We start from the raw sequence: 14,583 nt of genomic DNA, 5'->3' as shown, positions 1-14,583 counted from the left end.
CACCCAATGAAAGGAAAGGCAGCCAAATTTGCAAGTGTCTTGCTGGTCGGTTCCTTGATGATGACCGCATGCTCCAAATCGGAGGATGCATCCTCGCCCTCCGCCGGAGGCGAACAAGGCGCCGCGACGGGAGCCCCGAAAGCGATAACCGCTTCGTTCTACAGCGCGGACCCGAATGCGGCCTGGGACAACATGCAAAGCCGCGTCGGCAAAATGATTACCGAGAAAACCGGCGTGACGCTCGACATGGAATTCCCGGTCGGCGCCAGCGCGGACGATCAGAAGATTCCTCTCATGATTTCGAGCGGCGAATACCCGGATTTGATTTTCCCGAAAGGCGAAACCGGCAAGCTGGTGGACGCCGGCGCGCTTATCGACCTGCGCCCTCTGATCGAGGAGCACGGCCCGAACATCAAGAAAGTATACGGAGAGTATTTGAACCGGCTGAAATGGAGCGCGGAAGACGACGGCATTTACGTTCTCCCGACGGCCGGCGTCGGCCAGAAGTATTTTGACGCCGGTGGCGGGTTCCAATTGCAGCACAAGGTTCTGAAAGAGCTGGGCTACCCGAAAATCACAACGGTTGAAGAATATGAAAACGCCATCAAAGAATACATCGCCAAACACCCGACTACGGAAGACGGCCAGAAAACGATCGGGCTGTCTCTGAACGCAGGCGAATGGCAGATTACGATTTCCACCACGAACCCGGCCTTTTATACAACGGGCGGCTCCGATAACGGAGAATTCTATATCGACGACGAAACCCATGAAGCGACCTTCCACTACCTGCGTCCGGAAGAACGCGAGTGGTTCCGCTGGCTGAACCATATGAACGATATCGGCCTGCTCGACCCGGAAAGCTTTGTGCAAAAGTATGACCAATACAAAGCAAAAGTCGCCACGGGCCGCGTTCTCGGCATTATCGACCAGCAATGGGATTACCAGGACGCCGAGCGCGCGCTGAAAAGCGAAGGCAAATACTACGACACGTATGCCCGCTTCCCGGTAACCATGAGCGCCGATATCAAGCAAAAGGAATTCCAGGACACCGGTTATGTCGCCGGCAACGGCGTCGGCATTACCACAAACGCCAAAGACCCGGTAGCCCTCATCAAGTTCTTTGATTATCTCGCTTCCGAAGAAGGCCAGATTTTGATCAACTGGGGCGTGGAAGGAATCGACTACAAGGTCGAAAACGGCAAGCGCGTCTTCACACCCGAAGCGGCGGACCGCAGAATCAACGACATGATCGCGTACACGAAGGAAAGCGGCGTCGGCAACTACTACGTTGCTCCGCGTTACGGCGACGGCGTGCTGGATTCGACCGGCAATCCGTATACCGTAAACGACAAAAACGGCGTTATCGCCCAGTACACCGAAGCCGACAAGGAAACGCTGAAGGCTTGGGGTGCCGATACGTACATCGACTTGTGGCCGAAGCCGGAAGAGTTCCCGGTCAAAGCGTGGGGCGCGGCCTGGAACATCGCCATGCCGACCGGCTCGGACCTGCAAATCACGTTCCAAAAATGCGGAGATATCGTAAAACGGTATATCCCGCAAGCCATCATGGCCAAACCGGCCGATTTTGACCGGATTTACGACGAGTTCCTGGCGGAGCTGGAAAAAGCCGGCGTGCAGGAAATGAACGAGCAGTACACCCAGCTGGTAAAAGACAGAGTCGAGCTCTGGAAGTAAGCTGGCAGAAGGTGCAAGGGAGGGCCCGTTTCCGACGGGCCCTCTTGCTGCGGGAAGCGGGCGGCCCGGGGGACGGGCGGGAGGAAATGTCTGCCTGCCAAAGAGGGCTTGTCAGAGCGGAAATTCCTTCGCTATACTGCAAGAGAGCGTTTTCATGCTTGCAGCGGACAAACACGGGATGGGAGAGATGCGAATTATGCTGAGCGAAAAGCTTCCGAAAATCTGGTACGGCGGGGACTATAACCCGGAGCAGTGGGACGAGCAAACGATGGAGGAGGACCTGCGGATGTTTCGGCTCGCCGGAATCGACGTCGCTACGGTGAATGTCTTTTCCTGGGCGAAGCTTCAGCCTAGCGAGGAGACGTACGATTTCGGCTGGCTGGACAAGATCCTGAACCGGCTTCAGGAGGCGGGCGTTTCCGTCTGCCTGGCGACCTCCACCGGCGCGCATCCGGCCTGGATGGCCAAGCGGCATCCCGACGTGACGCGGGTCGATTACGAGGGACGCAAGCGCAGGTTCGGCGGCCGCCACAATTCCTGTCCGAACAGTCCGGCCTACCGCAAATTTGCGCCGCTTCTGGCGGACAAGCTGGCGGAACGGTACAAGGATTATTCGGGGCTTGTCATGTGGCATATCTCCAATGAATACGGCGGATACTGCTACTGCGACAACTGTGCGGAAGCGTTCCGGGTCTGGCTGCAAAAACGCTACCGGACCATCGAAAACCTCAACCGCGCCTGGTACACCTCCTTCTGGGGACATACTTTTTATGAGTGGGACGAAATAGTGCCGCCGAATGCCCTCAGCGAAGAATGGGCCGGGCACCGGACCAATTTTCAAAGCATTTCCATCGACTATCGCCGCTTCCAGTCGGAATCGCTGCTGGACGTCTATTCCCTGGAATACGATGCGATCCGCCGGCACTCTTCCGTGCCGATCACGACAAACCTGATGGGCTTTTATCCGGAACTGAACTATTTCGAATGGGCCAAGCGGATGGACGTCGTCTCCTGGGACAATTACCCCTCCCTGGATACGCCGGTCAGCTTCACCGCCATGACGCACGATCTGATGCGCGGGCTCAAGGGCGGCCAGCCCTTCATGCTGATGGAGCAAACGCCAAGCCAGCAAAACTGGCAGCCGTACAACTCCCTGAAACGGCCGGGCGTCATGCGGCTCTGGAGCTACCAGGCGGTCGCCCACGGTGCGGACACCGTTATGTTCTTTCAGCTGCGGCGTTCCATCGGCGCATGCGAGAAATATCATGGCGCCGTAATCGAGCACGCCGGGCATGAGCACACGCGCGTTTTCCGCGAATGCGCCGAGCTCGGCCGCGAGCTGCAGCAGCTCGGCGGCCGGCTGTTGGACACGCGGCTGGATGCGAAGGCGGCCATTTTGTACGATTGGGAAAACCGCTGGGGCATCGAGCTGTCGAGCGGGCCGACCGTCGACCTGAACTATGTGGGCGAGGTTCACAAATATTACGACGCCCTTTACCAAAACAACATCCAGACGGACATGATCGGGATTGAATCCGACTTTGACCGTTACGATTTGATCATCGCCCCTGTGCTTTACATGGTCAAACCGGGGCTTGCCGCCAAAATCGAAGCGTTTGTGAAGCGGGGCGGAACGTTTGTGACCACCTTTTTCAGCGGCATCGTCGGCGAAACCGACCTTGTCACGACCGGAGGTTATCCGGGCGAGCTGCGCAACGTGCTGGGCATCTGGTCGGAGGAAATCGACGCGCTGTTTCCCGATGCCCGCAACCGCATGGTGCTGAAGGAGCCGCTTGGCGCTTTATCCGGCGAATATGCATGCGGCAAGCTGTGCGACCTGATCCATTCCGAAGGAGCGGACGTGCTGGCCGTGTACGGCGACGACTTCTACCGGGGCATGCCGGCGCTGACGCGGAACGCATTCGGCGAAGGCGAAGCCTGGTACGTGGCGTCGAGTCCCGAGCCTGCTTTTCTGCAAGAACTGCTCGCCGGCATCTGCGCCCGCAAAGGGATCGAGCCGCTCCTGGCCACGCCGGACGGTGTGGAGGCGACACGGCGGAGCAAAGACGGCCGTTCGTATACGTTCTTGTTGAACCATAACGCGGAGGCGGCCGAGGTGGAGCTTCCGGGCGAAAGAAAATGGCGCGACCTGCTTACAGAGCGGGAAGTTTCCGGTAAAATGGTGTTGGAAGGCCGGGGTGTCGCAATCCTGGAATAACAGCACGAGAAAGTGAGGATTTCAATGGGCATCGAAATCGTAGACAACGGATCGATTTTTCATCTGCATAACGGACGCGTCAGCTATGCCGTCCAGCTGCTGAAAGGCCGTTATCCGTCCCATCTTTACTGGGGCAAGAAAATCCGCGGCGGAAGCCTCTCCTTGATCCCCCAGCAGCGGGAGCGCAGCTCCTTTTCTCCGCAGCCGTTTGCGGACGACCGGCTTCTTTCGTTCGATTCGGCTCCGCTGGAATATCCGGGCTACGGTTCGGGCGATTTCCGGCATCCGGCGTACCAGGTCGAACTGCCGAACGGCACGACGGTGACGGAAGCGGAATATACCGGGCACCGCATTGTGAAGGGAAAGCCGGCGCTTGCCGGTTTGCCGGCAACGTACACGGAGAACGAGGAAGAAGCGGAGACGCTGGAGCTTGACCTGAAGGACGGGTTAACGGGCCTGGTCGTCACCTTGTCTTATACGATCTTCCGGGATGTGGACGCTGTCGCGCGGTCCGTCCGGTTTCACAACAGCGGCAACGCACCGTTAAAGCTGCTGCGGGCCCTGAGTGCAAGCGTAGATTTTCGCGGCTCGGATTACGAGCTGCTGCACTTGTCCGGCGCCTGGGCGCGGGAGCGGATGATCGAACGGCGGCCGCTTGCTCCCGGCATGCAGGGCGTGGAAAGCCGGCGCGGCTCCAGCAGCCACAACCAAAACCCGTTCATCGCCTTGCTGGACAAAGGGGCGGGCGAGGATCACGGCGAAGTATACGGCTTCAGCCTTGTTTACAGCGGCAACTTTGCCGCGCAGGCCGAGGTGGAGCAATATGGGACGACCCGTGTGACGATCGGCATCAACCCGTTCGATTTCGCCTGGCTGCTGGAGGCGGGGGAATCGTTCCAGACGCCGGAAGCGGTTCTGGTGTATTCGCCGGAAGGACTTGGCGGGATGTCCCGGACGTACCACAAGCTTTACCGCACGCGCCTGGCGCGCGGCAAATTCCGCGATGAAACGCGTCCGGTGCTCGTCAACAACTGGGAAGCGACCTATTTCAACTTTGATGCCGACAAAATCGAAAGCATTGCGACGGCCGGCAAGGAGCTCGGCATTGAAATGTTCGTGCTGGACGACGGCTGGTTCGGCAAGCGCGACAGCGACAACAGCTCGCTGGGCGACTGGTACGTCGACCGCCGCAAGCTGCCGGCCGGTTTGCCGAATCTGGTCGAGCGGGTTCGCCGGCTCGGCCTTCAGTTCGGACTTTGGTTCGAGCCGGAGATGATCTCCCCGGAAAGCGAGCTTTACCGGAAGCACCCCGACTGGTGCCTGCATGTCCCGGACCGGAGAAGAACGGAAGGGCGGAACCAGCTCATTCTGGACTTCTCGCGGGAAGAGGTCTGCGACGCAGTCTACGGCATGATCGCCGACATTCTGCGCAGCGCGCCGATCACCTATGTGAAATGGGACATGAACCGGAACATGACCGAGATCGGCTCCGCCGCGCTTCCGGCGGAACGGCAGAAGGAAACGGCCCACCGGTACATTCTCGGGCTGTACCGGGTTCTGGAGCGGATTACCGCCGAGTTCCCCGACATTTTGTTCGAGAGCTGCTCGGGCGGCGGCGGCCGGTTTGACCCCGGCATGCTCTATTACATGCCGCAAACCTGGACAAGCGACAACACCGACGCGGTCAGCCGGCTGAAGATCCAGTACGGCACCAGCGTCGTCTACCCGACGAGCGCCATGGGCTCGCACGTTTCGGCCGTGCCCAACCATCAGGTGCACCGCTTCACTTCGCTTACGACCCGGGGCAACGTCGCGATGTCCGGCAACTTCGGCTACGAACTCGACCTGACCTGCTTCACGGATGAGGAAAAGGCGGAGGTTACCCGGCAAGTGGCGCTTTACAAGGAAATCCGGCCGGTCATTCAGTTCGGCGAGCAGTATCGCCTGCTCAGCCCGTTCGAAGGAAACGAAGCCGCCTGGATGTACGTAAGCCCCGATCAAACGGAGGCCGTCGCGTTTTATTTCCGGGTGCTGGCTCAACCGAACGATGCGCTGGTTTGGCTGCGCCTGAAGGGCCTGCACCCGGACTTCGATTACGAAGTGACCGGCATGGACGCGCCGTTCGGAGGCGACGCCCTGATGAACGCCGGCCTTCCGGTTCCGCCGCTGCAGGGAGATTACCAAAGTGTGCTTTGGCGGCTGAAAAAGAAATAAACCTCAACCGGCCCGGCAATCGCGAACCGGCGAAAGCCCGCTTTAACCAAAAAGGTCTGCTGGAGACTTTGCGCTCCGGCAGACCTTTTTGTGTTTTTTGCCCCGCTTTCGCGGCGGGCGTATTTAATGACGCCAGTGATCCGGCGCTTGAAGCCCCGGCGGCAGCCGGGTGGATCGGTCGCCCTTGGCGGCGTTTACCTGCGCTTGCGTCAGAAACAAGGCGCCCCGCAAATCGGCGCCGCTCAGCTCGGCGTCCCGCAAGTCGGCGCCGATCAGGTCTGCGCTGCGCAGATCCGCGCCGGTCAGATCCGCCGCGATCAGAAGCGCTCCGCGCAGGCTGCTGCCGCTGAGATCGGCGCCCCGCAGCTTTGCGCCGAAGTAATCGCTCCTCTTGCGGCCGGCGGCGGTTTTTTTCTTGCCGTTCGGCGAGGCCGGCGCGCTTGCGCGAACCTGCTCGCTCGCCCGGACGAGCTGCTCATTGACCTTCGCCCGGTGTGCCGGCACGTCGAGCCGCAGCAGAGCGGCCGGGGGCTGGAGGGTGAGCGCTTCCGTCTCCGCAAAAGCGGCCTGCAAATCCTTGTGCAAGCTTGCGGTTTCTTCGCGTTTCCGCGCTTCGTCCAGATAGCAGAGCATTTCGTGAAGCTGCTGCATGATGGGGTACACGTTCAGCATTTCGTCCTTGATTTCCGGCTTTGAACGCCAGTCGCTGCCGCCATACGTAATCTGCGAAACCTTCTGGCCCGCGCCGAAGCAGTCGTATACGGTGCAGCCGGGCAGCCCGCTTTGCCGCAGAGCCGCATGAATCCCGCACCGGTAATCGGGACGCAGGTTCCGGCAGGGCGTGCCGGCGTCCTTGTCGAAGGCGAAGTCATGCGATTTGGCGAACGGCAGGGCGACGCAGCAAAGCCCGAAGCATTTTTCACAGTCTGCGCGAAAGGGCGTCAGGCGATCCGCGGCGGCCGGCTGGTTGTTTTCATGGTGAAGCATCAGTCCAGTTCCTTCCTTTATCGGTTCAAATTCTGTTCAATTCCTGATCAATTCGTGCGGAGTTACCAATCCAGCCCGCCGCCGGGCTGGATCTCCCGCTCCCACAGCTCGCGGAGCCGCGCCACATGCTCCTCCGGCATCGGCTCGCCGGAGGCGGAAAGGTTCTCCAGCAGCTGCGCATGCGTACGAACGCCGGGAATGACCGTCGTTACCTCCGGAAACGAGAGAATAAACCGGAGCGCCGCGACCGTCATCGATGTGTTTTCATCCGACACAAAGCGGATTTGCTCGACCAGCCGCGCCCGTTTGGCGATGCTTTCCGGGGACCAGCGGCTTCGCACGCCCCCGAACGTGCTGGATGCGTTGTATTTGCCGGAAAGCCAGCCGGAGTCGAGCGGGACTTTGGCGATAAGAGCGATGCCGTTATCCCGCGCAAGCGGGAACGCATCGGCCGTTTCCTGATGAAAAATATTGAACAAGACCTCCATCACGCCGATGCCCGGCAGCTTCGCCGCCTCCCGCATTTCCCGGGCGGAATCGACCGAGACGCCATACGCCAGCAGCTTGCCTTCCGACCGCAGCTTCTCCAGCTCCCCGGCATGGCCGCGGCTGCCGTCCAGCAGCTCAAACGGGGGATTGTGCAGCAAAAGCGAATCCAGGTAATCCGTTTGCAGCCGCTTCAGGCTGCCTTCGACGGAAGCCCGGATGCTTCCGGCGCTGTAATCCGGACGTCCGTCGTGCCCATGACCGAACTTGGTGTTGAGGACAGCCTGCCGCCGTTTGCCCTTCAGGGCTTTGCCCAGCAGAAGCTCACTCTGCCCGCCGCCGTATCCCGGGGCCGTATCGAAGAAGTTGATACCCCGGTCGAGCGCTTCGTGAACAAGGGATACCGAGGCTGCTTCGTCCATCGCTCCCCAGTCCCTGGAGTTGCCAAGCTGCCAGGCGCCAAAGCCGACTTCCGATACCGCTTTGCCAGTCGGGCCGTATGGCCGTTGCTTCATCCGCGATCCATCCTTTCCGTCTCTCGTATTCCCGTTTCAGTATAACAGATGTGAGGGCCGGACGAGAAAAGGAAGCGGGGCATCAATATGCAATTTCTTTCACAAACTTCATTGCCCGTCCGCCCGCTCTTACAGTATAATCAGGCATGCCCATGAGAGGGCATCCAAATGAATCCGGGAAGGATCGGAATTCCTGTATGCAAAAAAACGAATCGCTTCAAAAATCGGTGACATTCACCGAAGCGCTGGCGCTCGTTGTGGGCATGATTATCGGCTCCGGCATTTTTCTCAAGCCGGGCATCGTGCTGAGCGACGCGGGCTCGCCCGCGCTCAGCATTCTGGCCTGGACGGCGGGCGGCGTAATTACGCTCGCATCCGCGCTTTCCGTCGCAGAAATCGCCGCCGCCATTCCAAAATCGGGCGGCCTTTATACGTACCTCGGCGAGCTGTACGGCGGCGTTTTCGGCTTTCTGCTCGGCTGGGTGCAGGCGGTCATTTCGTACCCTGCGTCCGTCGCCGCGCTGGCCATCGCTTTTTCCACCTACTCGGGGTTTTTCCTGCCGATGAACGAATGGCAGCACAAGCTTCTTGCCATCGGCATCCTCGCCTTTATCCTGACGATGAACGCGCTCTCGACCAAATACGGCGGAATCATCCAGACCCTGGCCACGGCGGGCAAACTGATACCGGTCATCGGGATCGTCGGCTTCGGGTTGTTCTCGCAGAACGCGCCCGGGTTTGGCGGCATCTCCGCTTCCGCTTCGGCGGCCGGCTTCGGGGCGGCCATTCTCGGCACGCTGTGGGCGTATGACGGCTGGATCAGCGTCACCAACATGGCGGGCGAAATCAAAAATCCGGCCAAAACGCTGCCGCGCGTCATCTCCATCGGGGTTCTGTTTGTCATTGCCGTGTACGTGCTGTTTAACCTGGCCATTTTCAAGGCGCTGCCTTACGACGCAATCGTCAGCTCCGATACCCCGGGGGCCGACGCCGCCGAAGCCTTGTTCGGAAACGGGGGCGGGGCATTCATTACCGCTGGCATCATTGTGTCCGTGCTTGGCGCGCTGAACGGCTACCTGATGACGGCGGCCCGCGTGCCGCAGGCGATGGGAGAGAGGGGAGAAATTCCATTCTCGTCCGTGCTGAAAAAGGTGCATCCCCGGTTCAAAACGCCGGCGAACGCCCTGCTTTTTCAGAGCGTGCTGGCCGTGATTTATATCTTTTCCGGCACCTTCAACACGCTGACCGATCTGCTTGTTTTTGTCCTGTGGATTTTCTTCACCATGGGCGTCTTCGGCCTGTTCCTGCTCCGCAAGCGAGAGCCGGTCCCGAAGGGGCGGTACCGCGTCCCGCTTTACCCGCTGACGCCGGTCATCGGCGTAGTGGGCGGCGCCTATATTCTGGTCAGCACGCTGATCAGCGACCCGGGCCGTTCCTTGATCGGCATCGGCATTACCCTGATCGGGCTGCCGGTCTATTATTGGATGAACCGGAGGGCAAAGCAAAACTCCGTTTCCTAAACGGCCGATTTCCCTGCACCCGCCGTAACATCCGCCTTACTATAAATTGCCGAAGCGGACCAACTCCGAGTGGAGAAGGTCCGCTTTCTCTTTAATTTGTCCATAAAACCTTTACTTTCTGCTCTTTTTGCAAAGGCTTTCATAAGATAAAGTCTTAACCGACAAAAGAGAAGGGAGGCGGCTTGAAGGTTGACGGCACCAAAGTCCCGCATCACGCAATCAAGATGACAAACGAATTGGAGGGAATGGTATGACCGTACATAGCAGGACGAAAACACTTCCCAAAGCAACGGCACTGACACTGGCAGCCGCTCTGCTGACCACGGGCTTACCGCTCGTTGCGCAGGCGGGGGATACGTGGCCGTTTGAAGGCGAAAGCGCCCACGGGGCAAATCAGCCCAGCGTGCACGGGTACACAAGCGGCCACGTGCTGGACTGGAGTCCGGAAACCGATCCGGACGCGGAGCTGCTCCGGTCGCGTGTACCGCTTCAGCAGCGGATCGCTCCGTTTGCGGCGACCCAGGCCAACCCGAACCTTAACCCGAATGTCAAAATGATGAACGTGTCCGGCGATTATGGCAACGCTTTTATCGAGAACGCGCCTTATACCAACAAATTCGCCCAATATCACTTTAACTTCTGGCAGTACATCGATTTCTACTCCTATTGGCACGGGACGGCCACGGCCTATACGCCGCCGGAATATTATGACGAGCTGGCGCAAAAGGACTGGCAGCAAAAATGGTTCGAGTTCGGCATGCTGAACATTCCGAATCCGACCTATACCGACGCGGCCCATAAAAACGGTGTGCGGTCGCTGGCCGGCATTTTCTTCTCCAACAACGACCGCGGCCAGCAAACCTATAAACAGATGATCGTGAAAGACGAAAACGGAAATTACCCGGTAGCGGAAAAGCTGGTTGAAATGGCAAAGTATTTCGGCTATGACGGCTATTTCGTCAACCAGGAGGAGCAAAACCCGAACGTTGCGGTGGCGGACATCCCGGACTACATCGGATTTCTGAAGGCGCTCCAGGACGGCGGTCTGTATGTGCAGTGGTACGATTCGCTGAACACGGCTACCGGCTCCAACACGTTTGCGCGGACGTTCCGCGACAACAACATTTCGTTCCTGTACGACAAAACCGACGGCAAGCAAGTGTCCCAGTCCTTTTTCTTTGATTACGGAATGGGAAGCACACAAATTGCCGCGGCCAATACGTATCTGGAGAACTTGAATCAGACCGCCGGCACAGAATTCCGGTTGACGGATGTCGGCTATGCCGGACTGGAAGCCGGGCGAGACCGGTTCAAGAGCGTCCAGGGTGCGGCTCTCAAAAACAAGCTAGATGCAAACGGCTTGCCCCGGCTGAGCATTGCGACGCTTGGAGCCGATTTCGTGCACGCCGGACTCGACGAGGACATGAACCTGGCCTGGCCGGTTCGCCACCGGGCGGAGAACGACTACCAGTGGATGACAAAGGTGCGCGAGCAGCTGTGGTGGTCGGGCCCGAACGCCGATCCGAAAAACACGGCGGTTTCGGCGGTCAATACGGCCGCCGATGTATATGCCGACAACCGCTACTGGCCGGGCATCGCGTCCGTCATCGCGGAGCGCTCCGTTATCGGCAGCTCGAACTTCTATACCAATTTTAATACGGGTCACGGCTTGTCCTATTATGTGGACGGCAAAGTATCAAACGAAGACGAATGGTCCAATATGAGCCTGCAGGACGTTCCGGTCACCTGGCAATGGTGGCAGGACACGGCCGGCAGCAAGCTGACCGTCGATTTCGATTACGGCCCGGACTATAACCTTGCCGATACCGAACGGTACAATTATGAGCAAATCGGCGCTTACCGGGGCGGCAGCTCGCTGGTCGTAAACGGCGAGCTGAACGCCGAAACGTTCCTGCGGCTGTACAAGACGGAGCTGGACGTAAAAGAGAGCAGCAAGCTTTCCATTACGTACAACAAAACGGCGGCGGACGACGGCTCGGCGATGAAGCTCGGCCTGATTTTGGCAGACGACCCGGACACCGTAGTGAAGCTCCCCGTGCCGGACAGCGGGAAGAAAACCGGCGGCTGGGTGACGGCCGAGCTTGACCTCGGCGCGTATGCCGGGCAATCGGTCGCGTCCTTCGGCCTCGTATTTGACCCGGGCGCGCAAGCCGTTGCCGACTACCAGATGAACATCGGTCAAATCCGTATTTCCGACGGTTCGGCGGTTCTTCCGTCCGCCCCGGCGGGCCTGACGGTTGCGGAAGCCTACCCGGATTCCGGCGAAATGGTTGTGAAGTGGGACCTGGATGCGGATTACTCCAAGGTGAAGCAGTACAACGTTTATGTAAATGACGTTTATGTCGGCGGCAAATACGACAGTGTCTTTTACATCAAGCAGCTGCCGGCGCAATCGGGTACGGTCAAGGTCGCTGCCGTCGGCGCGGACGGCCGGGAAGGCGTGGCTGCAACCGTGCGCTTTGATTTGACCGAAACGCCTGAGGATATTGCGGTCCATCCGCAAAAAAACGGAATCTTCCGGGTTTCCTGGACCCTTCCGAAAAAGATGGAGGAGAAGATAACGGTACGCGTGGAGTCGCTGAACCGGATTTCGACGGAGGAGCCTGTTTCCGCGGAGATGACGGTTCCGGCAGGTGCTAGATCCGCCTTGTTCCGGGGCATGCCGGTGAACGGGGACGACTACCGGGTGACTTTGACCTCCGGAGCGGCCACACCGGTTTCGGTCAGCGGCCGTTTCCTCGATCTGGTGGCGGAGCCTTATGCCGAAGCCTGGTCCTGGGCCGGCGACACGCTGAATCTGCCGATGCCAAACACGCGGGATTGGCGGTATCTGTACGTGTACGAGGACAACGTGCGGAAAGCGTTCCCGACCACCTATAACGTGGGCGAGAAAGACCGCATTATCCGGGGAAGAACGACGAAAGCCAGCCTGAGCTTTGCTTCCACCGCGAAGGAGGTTTACGTTGTCCTGGAGGACTACGCCGGGAACCAATCGAAACCGGTGTATCTGAGAGGCGGAGGCGATTAACACACAGCCCGCTTCCGTTCGCAGAAACAAATTGGCATGGCGGCAGAGAAGTCTCGCGCGGCCCGCTTCCGTTCGCAGAAGCAAATTGGCATGGCGGCAGAGAAGTCTCGCGCGGCCTGGTCTTGGAAATCCCCCGAAAACGGGGGATTTCTTTTGGTGCACCCGTTTTCAAAACACGTGTTTTGTAGTAGACTGATCGGGTTCGCCAACTTGCAAGTATCGACCTGGAGGCATTATACAATGAAGATTCCGTTCTTCGGCAGGCTGAGGGGCAATGCGCGGGGCTCCCTGGCTTATGAACCGTTTTTCCTTATCCCCTACAGCATGTATACCACTTATGCGACCATCTATATGCTGGAGCTGGGCGTCAGCGAAACGCAGATCGGCTGGATCACGACCCTTGGCCTGATCGTGCAAATTTTCTCTTCTCTGATCAGCGGTTACCTGACCGACCGGATGGGGCGCAAACCGGCTCTGCTGGTGTTCGATATTTTAAGCTGGACCATTCCGACCTTGATCTGGGCGGTTTCCCAGAACGTATGGTATTTTATCATCGCGGCGCTGATCAACGGCTTTCAAAAGGTGCCGAATACCGCCTTTTACTGCCTGCTGGTGGAGGATACGCCGGCCAAAGAGCGCACATTTGTGTTTACGGTGCTTCAATTTATCGGGGTGCTGGGGGGCTTTTTCGCTCCGCTCGGGGGACTCGTCGTCGAGCATTATTCGCTCGTACCCGGCGTCCGCATTTTGTTTCTCATTGCCTGCATCAGCATGACCTTTCAATTTCTCGGGCGGAATTATCATACCAAAGAGACGGAGATGGGCTACCGGAAAATGCGGGAAGTCCGCAGCATCAAGCTCACGACCGGCTGGAGGGATTACTTTTCCGGGGTCCGCACCCTCTTGTCCCACGCTCCGCTTTTGCTGATCTTCGGCGTATACATTTTGTTCAATTTCCAGACCACGCTCAAGGGCACGTACCTGTCCATCTACCTGGTCGATCATCTCGGCTTCGGCGAAGGGCTTATTTCGGTGTTTCCGGCCATTTCCTCGCTGGTGATGCTGCTGTTTATGGCGCTGCTTCTGCCGCGCATCCGGGAAGAGCAGGTGAACCGCACGATGGTTTGGGGCTTCGTCATCTCCATTGTCTCCACGGTACTTCTGCTTGTCACGGGACAGGGCGGACTGACGGTGCTGATGATCAGCACCATACTGGGCGCAGTCGGAACGATCCTGACCACGCCGTATCTGGAAACCGCCGTCGCCAACGCAATCGACGACGAGAACCGTGCCAACCTGTTCGCGATTTTGTCCGTCCTGATCCTGCTGTTTACGTCCCCCGCCGGCATCATCGGAGGCTGGACCTACAAGCTGGACCCGCGCATTCCGTTTGTGCTGATCGGCGTTTCCTTTGTGCTGTGCATCGTGCTGATGATCGCCTACGAGCGGAAGTCGGCGAAAACAAAATAAGGGAATCGGCTCGGCAGCCGCTGCGATTCCTGCGGGCCTCCGGTTCAATTGGTTGGTAGCGGCTGAAGCTGCAAGGAATGGATGAAGGCTAGCTAGTCGGCTCGATCCGCGGCGCTGGGTTTGGCTAGAAGGCTAGAGCTAGTCGGCTCGATCTGCGGCGCTGGCTTGGCTAGAAGGCTAGCTAGTCGGCTCGATCCGCGGGAGGGCGTGCTTTGGCTGAAGGATAGCTAGTCGGCTCGATCTGCGGCGCTGGGCTTGGCTAGAAGGCTAGAGCTAGTCGGCTCGATCTGCGGGAGGGAGTGCTTTGGCTGAAGGATAGCTAGTCGGCTCGATCCGCGGCGCTGGGCTTGGCTAGAAGGCTAGAGCTAGTCGGTTCGATCTGCGGGAGGGCGTGCTTTGGCTGAAGGATAGCTAGTCGGCTCGATC

At 58.9% G+C, this 14,583-nt stretch carries 8 protein-coding genes; 6 read left to right on the top strand and 2 right to left on the bottom strand.

Translation table 11 applies throughout. The features are described from left to right. The first annotated feature begins 6 nt into the window (after nt 1–6). From AC6I6H_RS03940 to AC6I6H_RS03930, 3 genes are all read left to right on the top strand, one after another. A complete protein-coding gene (locus tag AC6I6H_RS03940; protein ID WP_497951568.1) occupies nt 7–1,698 on the top strand; it encodes an ABC transporter substrate-binding protein in 1,692 nt (563 codons plus the stop codon). Nucleotides 1,699–1,894: 196 nt separating this feature from the next. Continuing rightward, entirely contained in the window at nt 1,895–3,916 is a 2,022-nt protein-coding gene (locus AC6I6H_RS03935; protein ID WP_497951863.1) for a beta-galactosidase, read from the top strand. Between the two features lie 24 nt (nt 3,917–3,940). Then, nucleotides 3,941–6,130 carry an alpha-galactosidase gene (locus AC6I6H_RS03930; RefSeq protein WP_497951565.1) on the top strand — a complete coding sequence of 730 codons (2,190 nt, stop codon included), beginning with the start codon at nt 3,941–3,943 and terminating at the stop codon, nt 6,128–6,130. Between the two features lie 123 nt (nt 6,131–6,253). Here the strand turns inward: AC6I6H_RS03930 and AC6I6H_RS03925 are convergent, their stop codons facing one another. Further along, the gene (locus tag AC6I6H_RS03925) at nt 6,254–7,117 is read right to left on the bottom strand and encodes a pentapeptide repeat-containing protein (RefSeq protein WP_497951562.1); all 864 of its coding nucleotides are present in this window, start codon (nt 7,115–7,117) and stop codon (nt 6,254–6,256) included. Nucleotides 7,118–7,179: 62 nt separating this feature from the next. Then, nucleotides 7,180–8,118, bottom strand: coding sequence for an aldo/keto reductase (locus tag AC6I6H_RS03920; RefSeq protein ID WP_497951558.1), 939 nt, complete (start codon nt 8,116–8,118; stop codon nt 7,180–7,182). A 197-nt stretch (nt 8,119–8,315) separates the two neighbouring features. Between AC6I6H_RS03920 and AC6I6H_RS03915 the strand changes: the two genes are divergently transcribed. The 3 genes from AC6I6H_RS03915 to AC6I6H_RS03905 all read left to right on the top strand — a co-directional run bounded on the left by AC6I6H_RS03915 (nt 8,316) and on the right by AC6I6H_RS03905 (nt 14,157). Next, entirely contained in the window at nt 8,316–9,638 is a 1,323-nt protein-coding gene (locus tag AC6I6H_RS03915; RefSeq protein ID WP_497951554.1) for an APC family permease, read from the top strand. Between the two features lie 250 nt (nt 9,639–9,888). Continuing rightward, nucleotides 9,889–12,687 (top strand): endo-beta-N-acetylglucosaminidase, encoded by a 2,799-nt coding sequence (locus AC6I6H_RS03910; RefSeq protein WP_497951551.1) that lies wholly within the window; start codon nt 9,889–9,891, stop codon nt 12,685–12,687. Between the two features lie 240 nt (nt 12,688–12,927). Further along, nucleotides 12,928–14,157, top strand: a complete 1,230-nt coding sequence (locus AC6I6H_RS03905; protein ID WP_497951549.1) for an MFS transporter — start codon at nt 12,928–12,930, stop codon at nt 14,155–14,157. Nucleotides 14,158–14,583 lie beyond the last annotated feature (426 nt).

The sequence above is a fragment of the Gorillibacterium sp. sgz306347 genome, from assembly GCF_059735245.1.
The sequence above is the reverse complement of the archived record's forward strand: the minus strand, read 5'-3'. Positions and strand labels throughout refer to the sequence as shown.

Bases quoted from the DNA above. Each gene is read 5' to 3' on its own strand.
- AC6I6H_RS03910 (WP_497951551.1), top strand. From the start codon at position 9,889: ATGACCGTACATAGCAGGACGAAAACACTTCCCAAAGCAACGGCACTG.
- AC6I6H_RS03940 (WP_497951568.1), top strand. From the start codon at position 7: ATGAAAGGAAAGGCAGCCAAATTTGCAAGTGTCTTGCTGGTCGGTTCC.
- AC6I6H_RS03905 (WP_497951549.1), top strand. From the start codon at position 12,928: ATGAAGATTCCGTTCTTCGGCAGGCTGAGGGGCAATGCGCGGGGCTCC.
- AC6I6H_RS03930 (WP_497951565.1), top strand. From the start codon at position 3,941: ATGGGCATCGAAATCGTAGACAACGGATCGATTTTTCATCTGCATAAC.
- AC6I6H_RS03935 (WP_497951863.1), top strand. From the start codon at position 1,895: ATGCTGAGCGAAAAGCTTCCGAAAATCTGGTACGGCGGGGACTATAAC.
- AC6I6H_RS03925 (WP_497951562.1), bottom strand. From the start codon at position 7,117: ATGCTTCACCATGAAAACAACCAGCCGGCCGCCGCGGATCGCCTGACG.
- AC6I6H_RS03915 (WP_497951554.1), top strand. From the start codon at position 8,316: ATGCAAAAAAACGAATCGCTTCAAAAATCGGTGACATTCACCGAAGCG.
- AC6I6H_RS03920 (WP_497951558.1), bottom strand. From the start codon at position 8,118: ATGAAGCAACGGCCATACGGCCCGACTGGCAAAGCGGTATCGGAAGTC.